At 72.3% G+C, this 17,276-nt stretch carries 16 protein-coding genes and 1 pseudogene; 7 read left to right on the forward strand and 10 right to left on the reverse strand.

The features are described 5' to 3' along the window. Positions 1-218: 218 nt before the first annotated feature. A complete protein-coding gene (locus FIV43_RS16825) occupies positions 219-1,631 on the forward strand; it encodes a M64 family metallopeptidase (protein ID WP_141015053.1) in 1,413 nt (470 codons plus the stop codon). Here the strand turns inward: FIV43_RS16825 and FIV43_RS16830 are convergent, their stop codons facing one another. After that, positions 1,632-2,960, reverse strand: coding sequence for an alkyl sulfatase dimerization domain-containing protein (locus FIV43_RS16830; RefSeq protein ID WP_141015054.1), 1,329 nt, complete (start codon positions 2,958-2,960; stop codon positions 1,632-1,634). An 81-nt stretch (positions 2,961-3,041) separates the two neighbouring features. Here FIV43_RS16830 and FIV43_RS16835 point away from each other — a divergent pair, with 81 nt between their 5' ends. Both FIV43_RS16835 and FIV43_RS21160 read left to right on the forward strand, forming a co-directional pair. Next, a complete protein-coding gene (locus FIV43_RS16835; RefSeq protein WP_181407551.1) occupies positions 3,042-3,467 on the forward strand; it encodes a TetR/AcrR family transcriptional regulator in 426 nt (141 codons plus the stop codon). Positions 3,468-3,514: 47 nt separating this feature from the next. Further along, positions 3,515-3,685, forward strand: a complete 171-nt coding sequence (locus FIV43_RS21160) for a hypothetical protein (RefSeq protein WP_181407552.1) — start codon at positions 3,515-3,517, stop codon at positions 3,683-3,685. Between the two features lie 67 nt (positions 3,686-3,752). Here FIV43_RS21160 and FIV43_RS16840 read toward each other — a convergent pair whose 3' ends face one another. From FIV43_RS16840 to FIV43_RS16850, 3 genes are all read right to left on the reverse strand, one after another. Further along, the gene (locus FIV43_RS16840; RefSeq protein ID WP_141015056.1) at positions 3,753-4,427 is read right to left on the reverse strand and encodes a hypothetical protein; all 675 of its coding nucleotides are present in this window, start codon (positions 4,425-4,427) and stop codon (positions 3,753-3,755) included. Continuing rightward, positions 4,424-5,401, reverse strand: a complete 978-nt coding sequence (locus FIV43_RS16845; RefSeq protein WP_141015057.1) for a zinc-binding dehydrogenase — start codon at positions 5,399-5,401, stop codon at positions 4,424-4,426. The genes FIV43_RS16840 and FIV43_RS16845 overlap by 4 nt, the downstream gene beginning before the upstream one ends. An 82-nt stretch (positions 5,402-5,483) precedes the next feature. After that, the gene (locus tag FIV43_RS16850; protein ID WP_141015058.1) at positions 5,484-6,710 is read right to left on the reverse strand and encodes a PucR family transcriptional regulator; all 1,227 of its coding nucleotides are present in this window, start codon (positions 6,708-6,710) and stop codon (positions 5,484-5,486) included. A 144-nt stretch (positions 6,711-6,854) separates the two neighbouring features. On the opposite strand from FIV43_RS16850, the gene FIV43_RS16855 reads away from it, so the two are divergent. Together FIV43_RS16855 and FIV43_RS16860 are read left to right on the forward strand one after the other, a co-directional pair. Next, on the forward strand, positions 6,855-8,393 hold the full coding sequence (locus tag FIV43_RS16855; protein ID WP_331251031.1) for a flavin-containing monooxygenase: 1,539 nt from the start codon (positions 6,855-6,857) through the stop codon (positions 8,391-8,393). Between the two features lie 96 nt (positions 8,394-8,489). Next, entirely contained in the window at positions 8,490-10,052 is a 1,563-nt protein-coding gene (locus FIV43_RS16860) for an alanine/glycine:cation symporter family protein (protein WP_141015060.1), read from the forward strand. A 29-nt stretch (positions 10,053-10,081) separates the two neighbouring features. Here the strand turns inward: FIV43_RS16860 and FIV43_RS16865 are convergent, their stop codons facing one another. The 5 genes and pseudogenes from FIV43_RS16865 to FIV43_RS16880 all read right to left on the reverse strand — a co-directional run bounded on the left by FIV43_RS16865 (position 10,082) and on the right by FIV43_RS16880 (position 12,981). Further along, positions 10,082-10,576 (reverse strand): GNAT family N-acetyltransferase, encoded by a 495-nt coding sequence (locus tag FIV43_RS16865; RefSeq protein WP_141015061.1) that lies wholly within the window; start codon positions 10,574-10,576, stop codon positions 10,082-10,084. A gap of 37 nt (positions 10,577-10,613) precedes the next feature. After that, positions 10,614-11,576, reverse strand: a complete 963-nt coding sequence (locus tag FIV43_RS16870; RefSeq protein WP_141015062.1) for an alpha/beta hydrolase — start codon at positions 11,574-11,576, stop codon at positions 10,614-10,616. 101 nt (positions 11,577-11,677) lie between these two features. After that, positions 11,678-12,508 (reverse strand): metallophosphoesterase family protein, encoded by an 831-nt coding sequence (locus FIV43_RS16875; RefSeq protein WP_181407553.1) that lies wholly within the window; start codon positions 12,506-12,508, stop codon positions 11,678-11,680. Positions 12,509-12,646: 138 nt separating this feature from the next. Then, positions 12,647-12,751: pseudogene (locus FIV43_RS23935) on the reverse strand (hypothetical protein); the annotation flags it as partial. Beyond that, positions 12,706-12,981 (reverse strand): fibronectin type III domain-containing protein, encoded by a 276-nt coding sequence (locus FIV43_RS16880; RefSeq protein WP_141015064.1) that lies wholly within the window; start codon positions 12,979-12,981, stop codon positions 12,706-12,708. The gene FIV43_RS16880 and the pseudogene FIV43_RS23935, both read right to left, overlap by 46 nt. Positions 12,982-13,241: 260 nt before the next feature. On the opposite strand from FIV43_RS16880, the gene ppc reads away from it, so the two are divergent. Together ppc and FIV43_RS16890 are read left to right on the forward strand one after the other, a co-directional pair. Further along, positions 13,242-16,076: a phosphoenolpyruvate carboxylase gene (gene ppc, locus FIV43_RS16885; protein ID WP_141015065.1), complete on the forward strand. Its 2,835-nt coding sequence runs from the start codon at positions 13,242-13,244 to the stop codon at positions 16,074-16,076. Positions 16,077-16,115: 39 nt separating this feature from the next. After that, positions 16,116-16,589: a VanZ family protein gene (locus FIV43_RS16890; RefSeq protein WP_181407554.1), complete on the forward strand. Its 474-nt coding sequence runs from the start codon at positions 16,116-16,118 to the stop codon at positions 16,587-16,589. Here FIV43_RS16890 and leuE read toward each other — a convergent pair. Further along, positions 16,564-17,217 (reverse strand): leucine efflux protein LeuE, encoded by a 654-nt coding sequence (gene leuE / locus FIV43_RS16895; RefSeq protein WP_141015067.1) that lies wholly within the window; start codon positions 17,215-17,217, stop codon positions 16,564-16,566. The genes FIV43_RS16890 and leuE overlap by 26 nt on opposite strands. Between the last annotated feature and the right edge of the window lie 59 nt (positions 17,218-17,276).

Consider the following 17,276-nt stretch of genomic DNA (forward strand, 5'->3'; position numbering starts at 1 on the left):
CCTTGTGCGTCGTCATGGTCAGTTCGCTCCGGACCGCCCAGTCTGCACGGGGTCCGGCCCCCCGGTCCAGGGATTCGGGAAGTTCCCTTCAGTTGGCGATGACCGGTCCCGACGTCCACCGGTGATCGGCCGGTCCGCCGACCGGGCTCGAGTGAGGCAGACTGCTGATCCGCCGCGGCCGATCCTGGCCCCCGGCGCACACTTCCGGAGGTCCCCCGATGCGCCCGTCCCGCCGCCTGCGCCCGTCCCGCCACCAGCGCCCGTCCAGGCTGCGCCCGACGGGCCGCGTCGGGCCCGCCGCGCTTCTCGCGACCGTGCTCGTCGGACTGCTGGGAGCCGCGCTGCTGGCCCCCGCGCCGGTCGCGGCCGAGGACGAGCGTGCGGCTGCCGTCGTACCGGCGTCGGCGGAGACGATCTCGGTGGAGGTGCCGCCGGAGGAGGGCGCGCCCGGTGGCTACCGGGACGTCCCGGTGGCGCCGCCCACCCAGGGCGCCGAGGCGTTGCGCGGCGATGCGCGGGCCGGGCGGGTCGACGGCAAGGTGCGGGCGCTGTCGAAGACCGGGCCCTCGCGGGACCGGCTCGACGTGGTGATCACCGGGGACGGCTACACCGCCGCCCAGCAGGACGACTTCCGGGCCGACGCCCGCGCCCGGTGGCAGCAGCTGACCTCGATCGAGCCCTACAAGAGCTATCGCGGCCTGATGAACGTCTGGATGGTGCAGGCGGTCTCCCGCGACTCCGGGATCGACCGGGACCGCAACACCGACCCGGGCAACGTCAACGACAAGCGGACCGCGCTCGGCGCCTACTTCTGGTGCAACGGGCTGGAGCGGCTGATCTGCGTGAACGTCCGGGCGGTGGGGCGCTACGCGGCGAAGGCGCCGCAGGCCGAGCTGGCGGTGGTGGTCGCCAACTCCAGCCGCTACGGCGGCGCCGGCTACTTCGACGGTCTGCGCGGACTCACCGGCATCGCCACGCTCTCCTCCGACAACCCCTACTCCTCGGAGATCGGGTCCCACGAGGTCGGTCACGCGCTCGGCAAGCTCGCCGACGAGTACTGGTCGTGCGGGAGCTGCGGCTACGGCTCCACCCGTGAGGCCGCCGAGCCGAACGTCACCGTGCACGGCAGCGTCGCCTACCTGCGCGACAACTCGCGCAAGTGGTACCGCTGGCTCGGGGAGACCGACCCGACCGGCGGCACCGTCGGGGTGCACCAGGGCGGCAAGTACGTCGCTCGCGGCATCTGGCGCCCCACCGAGAACTCGATCATGCGCAGCCTCGGCCTGGGCTTCAACCTGCCCGGCCAGGAGTCGATGATCAACGGCTTCTACCGCTACGCGCAGCCGGTCAGCAGCAACGTCCGGGGCGGCACCCGGATCTCCCGCACCCGGCTGATCAAGCTGCGTCTCGCCTCGCTCGGCGACCTGGCCGCCCTCCAGGTGCGGTGGTACCGCAACGGCAAGGAGGTCGTCGCCGCCCGGGGCAGGACGACCCTGCGACCGTCCGCCCTCGGGGTGCCCGCCCGCGGCCGCCACACGGTGAAGGTGCGGGTGGCCGACCGGACCGGCGCCGTCCGTTCGCCGCGGATCCGGGCGAACGCCGCGCGGACGATCAGCTGGACGGTGCGCTGATCACGACCCGTCCCCGGTGCGGACCGCGGCGACCCACTGGGCAGGCTCGGTGTAGGCGATCTTGACCATGATCGAGGCCTCGGCCTCGCGGCGAGCGGCGGCGATCTCCACGTAGCACTCCTGTGCGTCCGGGTGGTCGGGGTCGGCCAGGAACGCCCATTCAGCGAGGTGGAGCGCCAGCGGCAGATCGGTGTCGGAGAGCTCGCGTGCGCGCTCCACGAGGTGTTCCACGCCGCCGGCCAGCCTGGCGATCTCGCGGGCCCGGTCCGGCATCGGCGCTGGCAGCAGGTTGGCCGGATAGCGGTCCCACCATCCTCCGTAGCGGCGGATCACGTTGCGGCAGATGAACTCCGGACGGTCGTAGTTCGGCTGAAGCCGGGGGTGCTCGGCGAGGTGCTCGGGGATCTCCAGCGACGCGACGATCTCGTCGGGCATCCGATGCGCGTTCAGCCCGTCCAGCGTGTGCCGCACGATGTGACGCAGATAGGCGGTGATGCTCAACAGCTCCGCGCGGACCGAGTCGGCGCCGGTGACGCAGTCGCCGTGCCCGGTGATCACCACCTCGGCTCCGAGCGCGGCCATCTCCTCGGTGGCGTCGGCCCACTCCTCGGCGTAGCGCTGCACCTTGCGGGGGTTCCCGGCGTTCGGAAGATAGCCGACGACGAGGTCGCCGACCGCGAGGACCCGTCGCTCGGGCGCCCAGACCCAGGAGGCGTCGTCGGTCTCGCCCTTGGCGTGGCGGACCACGAAACGCTCGCCACCGATCAGCAGCTCGAGGGTGTCCCGGTAGGTCGTGTCCACGGTCGGGAAGTCCGCGGGTTCGGCTGGCCAGGCCTTTCCGCTCTCGCCGGCGATCTGGAAGTTGATCCGGGCGTTCAACCCTGCGGTCTTCTGGTAGCGGCCGAAGTGTTCGGGCAGATTCTCGTGCGCCACCACCCGCGGGCGTTCGCCGTCCTCGAGGAGTCCCCAGAGCCCGAATGCGTGGTCGATGTGCCCGTGGGTGAACACGACCGTGTGCAGGGGCAGCGAACTGCACGCGCGCACCGCGTCGCGGAGTACGGCACCGTCGCCTGCGCAGCCGGCGTCGACGAGCAGGAGGCCTTCGTCGGTCTCGAAGAGGGCGACGTTCGCGATCCCCGGCTGGATCATCCAGGTGCGGTCGGCCAGTTGCTCGATCCTGGCCGGATGGCCGGAGGAGACCTCGCGGGCCGCCAACCGGAGGCTCTGCTCCGGCGTGACGTCACCGAAGGTCTGACGGGACCGCTCGGTGTGGTCCTCACCTCCGATCCAAGCTCCGCTGACGTCTTCGATGGTCCCGGTGCTGCTCACGCTGAGTCCTTCCTGTGGCGGATCCCGTGTTAAGACAAACTGTCTTAAACCCTGGTCCGGGGAGTCTCCTACGATCTCCACGTGAGCGTCAAGAGCGAGGCCGGGCGGAGGATCCTCTACGCAGCCGAGCGGCTCTTCGCCCAGCGCGGGATCGATGCGGTGTCGTTGCGCGAGATCGGTCAGGCGGCAGGACACCGCAACAACTCGGCGGTGCAGTACCACATCGGAAGCAAGGACCAGGTGCTCGAAGCGCTCATCGAGCTGCGGATGCCGCCGTTGAACGCCCGGCGGGAGCAGTTGATCGCGCAGGTCGAGGCGGCCGGCGAGCTCGATCGGCTCCGCCCGCTGGTGCGGGCCTACGTGGCGCCGCTCGCCGAGGTGGTGTGCGAGGGAGCCGGCCGGACCTGGTACGCCCGCTACATCAACCGCATCGTCCTCGACCGCAGGTCGTGGCCGGGGGATCGGTGCCGGCGTACGCCGGTGCACTCGAACGCCTGGATGCGCTGATCCGGCGGTGCCTCGGAGGCCTTCCCACGGCCACCGAGCGGGAACGGATGCGACAGCTGCCACTCGTGGTGATGTCGGTGATGGCCGACCTCGAGGGACGTTGCGACCAGTACGGTGACCTGGTCCCCGATGCCGACGAGACGGTGGCGGAGCTGGTCGAGTCGCTCGTCGCACTGCTGGGGGCCCCGAGTCGCACCTCCGAGCAGCGGCCCGGCTGAGGGCGGCGCCACCGGGACAGCATCAGACGGGCCCGGCGCGTGTCACAGGGGACCGCGGCGGCCGGGGTCACTCGTTCGCGGAGGCGATGGCGCGCTCGGCCAGCCGGACCGCGGCGTGCTGCACGATCGCAGCCTCCTCCGGGTCCGTGGCGGCCCGCTCCGGGACCATCCCGCCGAGCAGGCCCGCCGGCTGCGTCAACCACGCCCACACCTGCCACGGGTCCAGCCCGCCGGCCAGCAGCGGCGCGAGCACCGGGGCGAGCTCCTCGCGCAGCTCGCCCTCCGCGGTGAGCTGGAAGCCGGGCACCAGCACCTCGCCCTCGTGCGGCACCAGCAGCAGCCGGTGCCGGTCGGACTCCTTGTGCGCCGCGAACCGGGCCGCGTTCTCGCTGACGCCGCGCAGCTCGGCGAGGCCGGCGTAGCCCAGGACCGGGCTGGCCAGCAGCCCGGCGCGCACGCGGACCAGCCGGCGCAGCTGCACCAGCGCGACCGGCACCGCGTGGTCGGGGTCGTCGCCCTCCTGGTGCAGCACCCGGTCCAGCTGGCGCAGCTGGTCGCCGGTCAGCGGCTTCCCGGTCGCGGTGTCGGTCCAGCGGACCACGCCGCCCAGGTCCCGCTGGTACGTCGGCAGCCCGGCGTCGGCGAGCACGTCGGCCAGCCCCAGGCCCTCGAGCCAGGTCGCCAGCCGCTCGCCGACCCCGAGGTCGCCGCCGGAGTCGCCGGGGTCGCCGGTCACGCTCACGGGCGGAGCAGCAGCTTGCCGCGCCGGCCGGGACGGAAGTTCGCGTCGGCGGCCTCGCGGACCTCCTCCAGGGTGTAGGTCCGCTCGATGGAGAGGTCGAGGGAGCCGTCGCCGGCGCGCTGCAGCAGCTCGCCGAAGAGCGCGCGGCGCTGCTGGGCCGGCATCGAGCCGATCACCTTGCTCGCCCAGAAGCCGCGCACCACGGCCTCCTTGAAGATCACGTCGCCGGAGGAGAGGTCCAGCCGCGGGGAGTCCATCGCGCCGAAGATGACCAGGGTGCCGCCCTCGGCGAGCAGCCCGAGCACGTCGCCCGCGGGCCGTCCACCCACCGAGTCGACCCCGGCCTTGATCGGGGCACCGCCGGTCACCTCGGCCACCCGGTCGGTCCAGTCGTCGGTGTCGGTGGCGACGACGTTGCCGATCCCGAGCTCGGCGAGCTCGTCGACACCGGCGGCGCGTCGTACCAGTCCGACGACGTTGATCCCGCGGGCGGCGGCGAGCTGGGCGACCATCCGGCCGACCGCTCCGTTGGCGGCGTTCTGGACCAGCCAGTCGCCCTCCTCCAGGTCGAGCGAGGCGAGCAGGCTGATCGCGCTGAACGGCATCGCCACCAGCTGGGCGGCGATCTCGTCGCTCAGCGTGTCCGGGACGGGGATCAGGCCGCCGGCCTTGGTCAGCACGTACTCGGCCCAGGCGCCGAAGGCGCCGCCGGTGGCCACCCGCTGCCCGACCTCGAGGCCCTCGACGCCCTCGCCGAGCGCGTCGACGATGCCGACCACCTCGGTGCCGGCGCGCGCGGGCAGGTCGGGCTTGAACCCGTAGCTGCCGCGGATCGTCCACAGGTCGTGGTTGTGGATCGGGCTCAGCAGCACCTTCAGCCGGACCTCACCTCGCCCCGGCTCCGGTACGGCGACCTCCTCGACCGCCAGCACCTTGCTGGGCTCTCCGAACTCCTGGTGCACGACTGCGCGCATCACTGACCCTTCTCCTCGACGATGGGGAACACCCGGCCCAACGCGTGGTGGTGCTCCGATCTTCCGAGACGAATCTCGCACCTCAGCCGGTGGGGACGCGACCCTGCCAGCGCAGCACCTCCAGCGCGACCCCGATCCGCACCGGGTCGGCGGCCACCGTCCGCGGGAGCAGGGCGTCGGCGCGGGCCAGTCGGCGGACCACGGTGTTGCGGTGGGCGTAGAGCTGGTGCGCGGTGGCCGCGGCGTTGCCGAGGTTGGCCAGGTAGACCCGGACGGTCTCGTGGAGCTCGGCGGGCGCGTCGGCCAGCGCGCCCAGCACCTCGCGGACGAAGTCGGCGGACCGGCGCTGGTCGGCGCCGACCAGCGCGGCCAGCCGGATGTCGTCGAAGGTGACCAGGGCGTCGGCGGCGCCGACCGAGGTCGCGAAGCGCCGCGCCTCCAGCGCCTCGCGGTGGCTGCGGCGGAAGCCGTCGACGCCGTCCCCGGCCGTGCCCAGCGCGATCCGCACCGACGCGGTGGGCTCCAGCGACGCGAGGTCGGCCGGCGTCCGGGCGGAGACCGGTAGCCAGAGCCACAGCGTGGAGGCGGCCGCGACCACGGTGAGCCGGGACCGGGCGCCGAGCGTCCGCATCAGGCTGCCGGCCACACCCTCCAGCTCGGCGAGGTCGCCGGCGCCGGCGTCGGTCCACAGCACGGCGGCGAGGTGCGGGCCGTCCACGCCGTACCCGAGGACCCGTTCGGCGCGCTCGGGGGCGACCGGCGAGCCCTGCAGCACCAGGGTGACCAGGTCACGGCGCTCCGCCTCGGTGCCGCGGGTGAGCTGCCCGCGCTCGGCGGACATCCGGCGGGCGACGGCCTCGATGGTGCCGTCGATGAACGTGCTGATCGAGGCGGCGGTGACCGCGAGCAGCTCCTCGAGCTCGGCGGCGTCGTCGGTGAGCGAGAAGCAGACCGTCATCCACCGCTGCCAGGCGGCGTTCTGCCCGGTCCGGTAGGTGTCCAGGGCGAGCTCGAAGACGCCACGGCGCACCATGTCGCGGGCGATGTCGAGCTGGACCTCGCTGGTGTTGGCCGCGACGGGCTCCCCGGGTGCGCGCAGGTTGCCGCTGGCCCAGGCGACCATGTTGTCGTAGTTGCCGCGCCGGACCGCCTCGTTGAGGCTGGGGTCGGCGGCGATCAGCGCCGTGATCGGGTTGGCCAGGGTGGCCGCGTCGACCTCGGTGACCCACTCCTCGGCCGAGCGCAGGGAGAGCTCGGCGGCGGCCCGGATCAGCCGGCGGACCTGCGGCGAGGGTGGCGGCCAGGACATGCGCCCACCTTAGGTTCAGGTGGTCGATTGTGCACCGCCGTGTGGTGCAGATCGCTGCAGAGTCGACCTTTCCCCGATGCCCGCCCGAGGGGCACCATGGACAGGTCCTCGCCGTCGCGGCGAGGCGAGCACCAGGAGGAATCCGTGACCGACGCCCCCGCCACCGCACAGACGCCCCGGTCGGCCGACCCGGCCGAGCCGACCGAGCCCGTCGAGCACCTCGACGTGCTCATCGTCGGCGCCGGCATCTCCGGCATCGGCGCCGGGCGTCACCTGGTCGCGGATCGCCCCGGCACCAGCTTCGCGATCTTCGAGGGACGCGAGGTCTCCGGCGGCACCTGGGACCTGTTCCGCTACCCCGGCATCCGGTCGGACTCCGACCTCTACACCTTCGGCTACGAGTTCCGCCCCTGGCGCGACTCCCAGGCCATCGCCAGCGCCGACAAGATCCTCGACTACCTGCGCGAGACCGCCGCCGAGTGCGGGGTCGAGGAGCACATCCGCTACTCCCACCGGGTGCTCAGCGCCGCGTGGTCCAGCGAGCAGGCGTGCTGGACGGTGCAGGTCCAGCGCGCGGACACCGGCGAGCGCTTCGCGGTCACCGCCGGGTGGATCTTCGGCGCCACCGGCTACTACGACTACGACGAGGGCTACACCCCGCACTTCGAGGGCCGGGACCGCTTCGGCGGGCAGATCATCCACCCGCAGCACTGGCCCGAGGACCTCGACGTGACCGGCAAGCGGGTCGTGGTGATCGGCTCCGGCGCGACCGCCGTGACGCTGGTGCCCGCGCTCGCCGACGCCGGGGCCGAGCTGGTCACCATGCTGCAGCGCACGCCGACGTACGTGATGCCGGTGCCGGGTGAGGACAAGCTGGTCAAGACATTGGTCCGGGTCCTCGGCGAGGAGCGCGGTTTCGCCGCCGCCCGGACCAAGTACATCTGGCAGCAGCGCCTCGTCTACCAGTTCGCGCAGCGCTTCCCGAAGGCCGCGCGCGGGATCATCCGCCGGGTCAACGAGCGGGCGCTGCCCGAGGGCTTCGACGTCGACACCCACTTCAACCCGCCGTACGGGCCGTGGGACCAGCGGCTCTGCGCGGTGCCCGACGGGGACCTCTTCCGGGCCATCCGCAACGGACGGGCCGACGTCGCCACCGCACGGATCCGCACCTTCACCGAGGCCGGCGTCGAGCTCGAGGACGGCCAGGTGCTGGAGGCGGACATCATCGTCACCGCCACCGGGCTGAACCTCAAGTTGTTCGGCGGGATCGAGGTCCGGGTCGACGGCGAGACCATGCACGCCCCGGACCACGTCGCCTACAAGGGGATGATGCTCTCGGGAGTGCCGAACTTCGCCTTCGCGGTCGGCTACACGAACTCGTCGTGGACGCTCAAGGTCGGTCTGCTCTGCGAGCACTTCACCCGGCTGCTGGCCTACATGGAGACCCACGGGTACGACGCCTGCGTGCCGGTCGCGCCCGCGATGGAGACCCGCCCGCTGCTGGACTTCGCGGCGGGCTACGTGCAGCGCGCGCTGGACGACCTGCCGCGCCAGGGTGAGGGGGCGCCGTGGGCGATGTCGATGAGCTACCTCGACGACGTGCGGCTGGTCCGCGGCGGCCCCGTGGTGGACGACGCGCTGCAGTTCTCCCGGGCCGTCGATCGGGAGCGGGTCTCGGCCTGACCGACCGGCGTCGACGCGTCCCTCCCGGCTCGCGTCGACGCCGTCCGCACCGGCGGGGGGCTTGCGCCGTCGCGGTTTTTCTAGTGGGGTCGGTGGATGAGTGACCCAGGTCATGTACTCCTCACGCCCCTGGCCGCCGACGGAGAATGGAGTTGGCTGTCCTCGATCGAGGACGCGATCAACAGCACCTTCGAACCGATCGCGGACGCGGTCAGCTCGGTCATCTTCTACGCGCCGAGCATCGCCGGCGTGGAGTTCCCGCTCATCGTGCTCTGGCTGGTGGTGGCGGCCGCGGTCTTCACCGTCTACTTCAAGGGCATCCAGTTCACCTCCTGGAAGATCTCGACGGACCTGGTCCGCGGCAAGTACTCCCGGGCCAGCGACCCGGGCGAGGTGACCCACTTCCAGGCGCTGAGCTCGGCCGTGTCGGGCACCGTCGGCCTCGGCAACATCGCCGGCGTCGGCGCCGCCGTCACCCTCGGTGGCCCGGGCGCGACCTTCTGGATGATCCTGGCCGGTCTGCTCGGCATGTGCACCAAGTTCGTCGAGTGCACGCTCGGAGTGAAGTATCGCCAGATCCACGAGGACGGGTCGGTCACCGGAGGCCCGTTCCGCTACCTCCCGGTCGCGTTCGAGCGGTTCGGGTCCGTGATCTCGCGGACCCTCACCATCATCTTCGCGATCGCGCTCTTCCTGTTCGGCGCCATCGGCGGCAACATGTTCCAGGCGAACCAGACCTTCGCCCAGGCCCAGGAGGTCACCGGCGGCGAGGACGGCTTCCTCGGCTCGTCGGGCTCCGCGTTGATCTTCGGCATCGTGCTCGCGCTGCTGGTCGGCGCGGTGATCGTCGGCGGGATCACCTCGATCGCGCTGGTCACCTCGCGCCTGGTGCCGATGATGGCCTTCATCTACCTGGGCACCTGCCTGCTGGTGATCCTGGGCAACGCGGTGCACATCCCCGAGGCGATCGGGGAGATCATCTCCGGCGCCTTCAACCCCGAGGGCGTGGCCGGCGGTGTGGTCGGCGTGCTGATCATCGGCTTCCAGCGCGCCGCGTTCTCCAACGAGGCGGGCGTCGGCTCCGCGCCGATCGCGCACTCCGCGGTGAAGACCAAGCACCCGGTCAGCGAGGGCTTCGTGGCGCTGCTCGAGCCGCTGATCGACACCGTGATCATCTGCACGATGACGGCGCTGACCATCATCATCGCCGACTCCGCCTACTACGAGGAGCAGCGCCAGGTGGTCGCCGACGGCGGGCCGACCCCCGACGGCGTGGTGGTCACCTCCCGGGCGTTCGAGACCTTCCTGCCGCAGTTCCCGGTGATCCTCGCGATCGCGGTGGCGCTCTTCGCCTTCTCCACGCTGATCACCTGGTCCTACTACACGATGAAGGCGTGGACCGAGCTGTTCGGCCGGTCCCGGACCAGCGAGGGCGTCTTCAAGATCGTCTTCTGCTGCTTCACCGTGGTCGGCAGCGTGATCACCTTCACCTCGGTGATCACCTTCGCCGACTCGATGCTCTTCGTCTGCGCGATCGTCAACCTGCTGGCCTGCTACATCCTGCTGCCGAAGGTCCGCGAGGAGCTGCGCAAGTTCCGCGAGGGGCGTCGTACCGGTGAGATCAAGGAAGTGCCCAAGGAGGAGCGCGCGACCAGCTGAGGTCCCAGCAGCGGCGGGCCGCGCCCCGGTCAGCGAGGGGTGCGGTCCGTCGGGCCGATGTAGCAGAGCATCCGGTAGTCGGTGCCCGGCTCGATGTTGACGAACCCGTGACGCTCGTAGAACCGGCGGGTGTCGGTGTCGATCGCGTCGACGTTGATGTGCATCTCGGGTGCGCCGCGCTCGCGGACCAGCGACCGGGCCAGGTCGAGGAGGGCGGTGCCGATGCCCGCGTCCCGCAGCGCCGGTACGACGTACAGCTCCTCGAGCTGCGCGACCGGTCCGTCGAACCAGACGGCCGGGCGCAGGGTCAGGAACGCGAAGCCCTCGGCGCCGTCCGGGCCCTCGGCCAGCAGCGCCAGGACGGCGTCGAGCCCGAGGAGCCGGGCGAACCGCTCGGCCAGGACGTCGGCGGGGTCGGTCTCGGAGTCGAACTCGGTGTTGAAGTCGTACAGCAGACGTCCGAGGGTGGCGGCGTCGGCCGGGGCGCTCGCCTCGGCGCGTCGTACCTGCCGGTCCGGGTGCATGCCCCGACGGTAGCCCGGACCGGCAGGGGACGGGGGGTCACGCGGTGGCGGTGACCTTCTCGACGAACCCGGTGACCGCCTCGAACAGCTGGGTCAGTCCGGGCTCCTCGAGCGGGTAGTGCCCGGCGCCGTCGAGGGTGACCACCTCGACCGGCACCGCGGAGATCGGGTCGAGCACCGGACGGCTCACCTCGTACGGCGTCCACCGGTCCTCGGCGGGCTGGGTGAGCAGCACCGGACACGCGGCGAAGTCGGCCGGCTCGACGGCCGGCACGTAGGTGATGTAGTCGGCCAGGAACCGGATGCTGACCCAGTTGGCGGCGGAGGTCCGGTCCTTGCGCAGCACTTTCATCGCGGCGCGGTCGTTGACCAGGGTGTGCATCTTGCCAGCCAGCGACATCGGATACTTCACGGCGCCCAGCGGGGTGTCGCCGACCAGCTTCATCAGCGGTCCGCCGACGCGGGAGGTGACGATGTCGTGGGCGGTGGCGTCGAAGACGTGCTGCACCCGCTGGTCCAGGAACGTCATCCCGACGATCCCGGCGACCGAGCCCCGGGGTGCGGCGGCGGCCACGTGGTAGGCCAGCATGCCGCCGGCGCTCAGCCCGTAGAGCACCACCGGTCGGCCGTCGTCCTCGGCGGCGAGGAAGGCCAGCACCAGGCGCACCCAGTCGGAGTAGCCGAAGCGCGCCCCGTCGGCGACGTCGGTGAGGCCGTAGCCGAGGTTGTCCAGGGCGACCACGTCGTAGCCGGCGTCGGCCAGCGGCGCGCCCAGGATCAGCGACATCTGGCGGCCGTTGGTGCCGACGCCGTGGTGCAGCACCACCCGTGCCTTCGCCGCCGGGTTGCGGTAGCGGTCGAGGTGGACCCGGTGTCCCTCCCACTCCCAGTGCTCCTCGGTGGGGAGTCGCGCGGCGTCGGTGAGGCGGAGCCGTTCGGGCAGGAACTGCTGGAGGTCCTGCCAGGCCTGCTGGTCGCGGTAGAAGCGGGGGGCGTCCATGCGGACCATGATCCGTGGTGCGCGCCGACCGGAGCAGGGGCGAGCGCCCACTCCTGATCAGTGTGGCTGGGCAGGCGCCCACTGGCGGCGCGGCCGGGTCGTCACCCTCGCGGCGGCACCACCCGCTTCGTCCCGTCGGCCTTCCGGCGGATGGTGAAGGCGTCCAGGGTGCTGCCGACCCCACCGGGCGCGGTGCTGTTCTCGCCCACCGCCCCGACGACCGCGCGGTAGGTCAGCGTGTCGTCGCTGACCGTGATCGCCTGGAAGGTCGAGGTGTCCCCGTGCGAGACCACCCGGGTGGCGTCGTTGGCGGTCCAGTTGTTCGTGCCGTCCGAGGGCTCGTAGTACTTCGAGCCGCTCACCGCGACCGTGTAGACCGGCCCGACGACCGATCCGTCGGGCCGCTCGTTGTCGGCGAGGTGGCCCCGGGCGTAGGTGTGGTCGTGCCCCTGCAGCACGAGGTCGACGCCGTACTTCTCGAAGATCGGCAGCCACAGGGTGCGGGTGGCGATGTTGTCGCGGCCGTCGGTGTTGGAGAACATCGGCTGGTGGAAGGTGACCACCGTCCACGTGTTCGGGTTGTCGGCGAGCAGCCGCTTCAGCCAGATCGCCTGGTCCGGTCCGCCGAGCGGCGCGTTGCCGTTGAGCGAGATGAACCGGACGTCCTGGTAGTCGGTGTACCAGACCAGCTCGCGCTGGGTGATCGGTCCGTTCCTCGGGTACTCGTAGTGCGCGCGGTACTGGCTGGCGGTCGGGTCGATGGTCAGCTCGTGGTTGCCCAGCGTGGTCACCGTCTGGGTCTGCGCCAGGTGCTCACCCATCCCGGCGAACCACTGGCCCCACTGAGCGTCCTCGCCGGCATCGTTGATCTGGTCCCCGGCGTGCACGGTGAGCTCGGCGTCCGGGTAGGCGGCGAAGGCCCGGTCGACCACCGGCGGCCACTCGTCGTCCAGACCACGCTGCGCGTCGCCGAAGTAGAGGAAGGTCCACGGCTCGTCGGGATCGTCGTCGGCGCTGGTGAAGGTGTGCCACGGACTCCAGCCCGCGTCGGTGCCGACCCGGTAGCGGTACTCGGTGTCGGGGGTGAGGTCGTCCAGCAGCGCGGAGTGGTGGTGGGCGTCGGTGTCGATCAGCAGCGACGCCTTCTGGGGGCGGCCGGCCTCGACGGTGGCCAGCGCCCCGCCTCGGCCGGTCCGTACTCGACGACGCCCTCGGTCACCGCGGAGTCGGTGCGCCAGGTGACCTCCTGGGAGGTGGCCGGGGTCGGGGTCGGGTTGAGCACGATCCGGTCCGGGATCGCGCCCTCGTCGACGGCCGTCGACGTGGGGGCGGTGAGCAGCAGGGAGAGCCCGAGGCCGCCGGCGGCGGCGAGGGCGAGCGGTCGGGTACGACGGTCGGACACCACGAGAAAGTCCTTCGTAGAGAGGGGAGCAGCATTCGTCTCAGTGCATCGTGGTGGAGACAACCCGCGGTGACCACCCGACGTCCGGAGGGCGAACTCCGACCGCCTCGCCACGACCTCCGGGCGGCCGGCGCGCCCGGGGTCGGCGGAGCCGGCCGGGCACGCGCACCGTCCTCGGCGGTCGGGGGAGCCGGATCGTCCACGCTGTGAACGATCCAACCCTGACCGCCCGGTAGCCGGCCGGGTCTTGAAAGACTGGCGCCATGAGCGCATCGCGAACGCATCGGCCGAGCGTCGAGGAGATCCTGCAGGCCGATCACCGGGAGCCGGACGCCGCCGCGTTCGCGGGGGCCGTCGGGTCCGACGAGCGCCACACCGCGCTGCGCTCGTCGGTGCGTCAGCTGACCACCCTGCTCGGCGAGGCGCTGGCCCGCCACGAGAGCCCCGAGCTGCTGGCGACCGTGGAGCGGGTCCGGCACCTGGCCCGCCGCCCCGACAGCGCCGAGCTGCGGGCGCTGCTCGCCGAGATCGACGAGCCGACCGCCGTCGTCCTGGCGCGCGCGTTCACCGCCTACTTCGAGCTGGTGAACGCGACCGAGCAGTTGCACCGCTGGCGCGAGCTGACCGACGCGGACACGCCGCCGATCGCGGCCACCGTCGCCCGGCTCGGCGCCGCACTCGAGGACGGCAGCCTGGACCGCGGCGAGCTCGAGGAGATCCTGGGCCGGATCGAATACCGGCCGGTCTTCACCGCGCACCCGACCGAGGCCAGCCGGCGCAGCGTGCTGCGCCTGCTGCGCCGCCTGGTCGAGGCCGCCGACGCCGCCGAGGACCCGCGCGCGAGCGCGGCCGACGCGGCACGGCAGGAGCGCCGGCTGACCGAGCTGGTCGACCTGCTCTGGCAGACCGACGAGCTGCGCGTCGTACGGCCCGAGCCCGCGGACGAGGCGCGCACCGCGATCTACTTCCTGCGGTCGCTGGCCAGTGAGGTCGTCCCCGACCTGCTCGCCGAGCTGGACACCGAGCTGGCCCGGCTCGACCTGCGGCTGCCGGTGACCGCGCGCCCGCTGCGGTTCGGCACCTGGGCCGGCGGCGACCGGGACGGCAACCCCAACGTGACCCCGGCGGTCACCGAGGAGATCCTCGGCCTGCAGTTCGCCTCCGGGATCGCCGAGCTGGGCCGGATGGTGGACGACCTGCTGGTCGAGATGACCGCCTCCACCCGGATCGTGGAGGTGACCGAGGAGCTGCGCGCCAGCGTCGAGCGTGATGCCGCAGCGCTGCCGATCACCTGGGAGACGATCCGCCGGCTCAACGCCGAGGAGCCCTACCGGTGCAAGCTGACCTTCGTGAAGGTCCGCCTGCAGCGGACCGCCGAGCGGCTGCGGCAGGGCACCGCGCACGAGCCGCTGCGCGACTACGCGGACTTCGGCGAGCTGATCGCCGACCTCGCCCTGGTCCGCGAGGCGATGCTGGCCGCCGGCGACGAGCTCACCGGCAACGGGGCGATCCTGCGTGCCCTGCGCACCGCCGCCGCCTTCGGCGCCGGCCTGGCGACGATGGACGTGCGGGAGCACTCCGGCAAGCACCACGCTGCGCTCGCCGAGCTCTACGCGCGCCTCGGCGACCTGCGCTACGGCGAGCTCGACCGCCCCGAGCGGATCGCCACCCTGCAGCGGGAGATGGCCAGCCCCCGTCCGCTGGTCGGCGCCGTCCGCGACCAGCTCGGCGAGGCGGCCACCGCGTCGCTGGCACTGATGGACACGCTGCGCCGGGCGCTGGACACCTACGGCCCGGAGACGGTGGAGACCTACATCGTCTCGATGACCCACGACGTGGACGACCTCTACGCCGTGGTGGTGCTGGCCCGCGAGGCCGGGCTGATCGAGCTCGGTGCCGACGGCGCCGCGACCGCCCGGATCGGGTTCGCCCCGCTCTTCGAGACCGTCGCCGAGCTGGAGGCCGCCGGGCCGCTGCTCGACGCCCTGCTCAGCGAGCCGAGCTATCGACGGATCGTGGCCGCGCGCGGCGACGTGCAGGAGATCATGCTCGGCTACTCCGACTCCTCCAAGGGCGCCGGCATCGCCGCCTCGCAGTGGCAGATCCACCGCGCCCAGCGGGGCCTGCGCGACATCGCCGCCCGGCACGGGGTCCGGCTGCGCCTCTTCCACGGCCGCGGCGGCTCCGTCGGCCGCGGTGGCGGTCCCACCGCCGAGGCGATCATGTCCCAGCCCAACGGCAGCCTGGACGGCCCGATCAAGATCACCGAGCAGGGCGAGGTGATCTCCGACAAGTACGCGCTGCCCGGCCTGGCCCGCACCAACCTGGAGGCGGCGCTGGCCGCGGTGATCGAGGGCACCGCGCTGCACCGCACCTCGCTGCTGCCGCCCGAGGTGCTGCAGGAGTGGAACGCGACGATGGACACCGTCGCCGGTGCCGGTCAGCGCGCCTACGAGGAGCTGATCGGCTCGCCGTCCCTGGTGCCGTTCTTCCTGCACGCCACCCCCGTCGACGAGCTCGGCAACCTCAACATCGGCTCCCGGCCGGCCAAGCGGCCCGGCGGGGACGGCGGCATCGAGGACCTGCGGGCGATCCCGTGGGTCTTCGGCTGGACGCAGACCCGGATCATCCTGCCCGGCTGGTTCGGGGTGGGCTCGGGGCTGGCCGCCGCCCGCGAGGCGGGCGCGGAGGGGACCCTGCGCGAGATGTACGGCTCCTGGCCGTTCTTCCGCACGTTCCTCTCCAACGTGCAGATGACGCTCACCAAGACCGACCTCGACATCGCGGCTCAGTACGTCGCCGACCTGGTGCCCACCGAGCACCGGGGCGTCTTCGAGGTGATCCGCGCCGAGCACGACCGCACCGTGCGCGAGGTGCTGGCGGTCACCGAGCAGGGCTCGCTGCTGGAGAGCGCGCCGCTGCTGCGTCGTACCTTGGAACTGCGGGACCACTACCTGGCGCCGCTGCACGCCCTGCAGGTCGCCCTGCTCGCCCGCACCCGGGCGGCCGCCGAGGGCAGTGAGGGGGACCCCGACGTGCAGCGGGCGATGCTGCTGACCATCAACGGGATCGCGGCCGGGCTGCGCAACACCGGCTGATCCGGGGCTCCTGCCCAGGTGTCGGGCAGACTCGGCGGCGTGCTGCACCGTCATCCGTTCCTCGGCCTGATCACCGGGTGCTACCTGGTGTTCGTGGGCTGGCTGACGCTGACCCCGCAGCCGATCGACGCCGAGGACGTCGCGCTGATCGAGCGGGCGCTGGACGCGTTGCACCGCCGCGGCTACGCCGAGTCGCTCGACTACGACCGGCTCGAGTTCCTCGCCAACATCGCGCTCTTCGTCCCGATCGGGGCGTTCGTGCTGCTGCTCCTCGGGCTGCGCTGGTGGTGGGTCGTGGTGCTCGGCTGCCTGGGCCTGACCTCGTTCATCGAGGCCGTCCAGACGCGGATCCCGGGCCGCTACCCGGACGAGCGGGACCTGTTCGCCAACTCTGTGGGTGGGCTGATCGGCGTCGCCCTCGCCGCCCTGCTCACGCTGCCCTCGGAGCTGCGCCGGCGCCGGGCCAGGCGGGCTGCCGGACCGAAGGTCAGGCGCCCGACATCGACAGCTTGACCGCGAACGCCAGGAACACCGCGCCGACCGCCGAGGTGGCGCCGGCGGCGACCCCGCGCCGCTTGCGGAAGGCCGCGGAGAGCCGGGTGCCGCCGACGATCAGGGCGCTGAGGTAGATCGCGCTGGCGACCTGGGCGAGCACGCCGAGCACCAGGAACGGCACCACCGGGTTGCCGTAGGCGGGGTCGACGAACTGCACGAAGAAGGCGACGAAGAAGAGGATCGCCTTCGGGTTGAGCAGGCTCACCACGAGCGCCCGCCGGTAGGGACGCTCCTGCCGTTCGGGCACCGGGACGCCGGCCGCGAGCAGCGCCTCCTCGCGGCGGGTGCGCCACATCGCCCAGGCCCCGCGGATCAGCCCGAAGGCCAGCCAGGCCAGGTAGCAGGCGCCGACCCACTTCACGATCCCGAAGAGCAGGTCGTTGGCCTGCAGCACCGAGGCGACGCCGGCCGCGGAGAGCACCATGAGCACGGTGTCGCCGGTCCACACGCCGGCGGCGGCGGCGTACCCGCTCCGGATCCCGCGCCGGGCCGCGACGCTCAGCACGTAGAGCGAGTTGGGCCCCGGCAACAGGATGATCAGCACCAGCCCGACGAGGTACGTCGGCAGATCGATGACACCCAGCACCGCAGGATTGTGGCAGGTGAGGAGCGCTTTCCCCGCATCCTTTCCGACGGCGCCGCCGC

It is taken from the genome of Nocardioides sambongensis (assembly GCF_006494815.1).
Classification (GTDB): Bacteria; Actinomycetota; Actinomycetes; order Propionibacteriales; family Nocardioidaceae; genus Nocardioides; species Nocardioides sambongensis.

Coding starts and splice junctions, on each gene's coding strand:
- FIV43_RS16825 (WP_141015053.1), top strand. CDS start 219: ATGCGCCCGTCCCGCCGCCTGCGCCCGTCCCGCCACCAGCGCCCGTCC.
- FIV43_RS21160 (WP_181407552.1), top strand. CDS start 3,515: ATGCGACAGCTGCCACTCGTGGTGATGTCGGTGATGGCCGACCTCGAG.
- FIV43_RS16845 (WP_141015057.1), bottom strand. CDS start 5,401: ATGCGCGCAGTCGTGCACCAGGAGTTCGGAGAGCCCAGCAAGGTGCTG.
- FIV43_RS16850 (WP_141015058.1), bottom strand. CDS start 6,710: ATGTCCTGGCCGCCACCCTCGCCGCAGGTCCGCCGGCTGATCCGGGCC.
- FIV43_RS16860 (WP_141015060.1), top strand. CDS start 8,490: ATGAGTGACCCAGGTCATGTACTCCTCACGCCCCTGGCCGCCGACGGA.
- FIV43_RS16865 (WP_141015061.1), bottom strand. CDS start 10,576: ATGCACCCGGACCGGCAGGTACGACGCGCCGAGGCGAGCGCCCCGGCC.
- FIV43_RS16870 (WP_141015062.1), bottom strand. CDS start 11,576: ATGGACGCCCCCCGCTTCTACCGCGACCAGCAGGCCTGGCAGGACCTC.
- ppc (WP_141015065.1), top strand. CDS start 13,242: ATGAGCGCATCGCGAACGCATCGGCCGAGCGTCGAGGAGATCCTGCAG.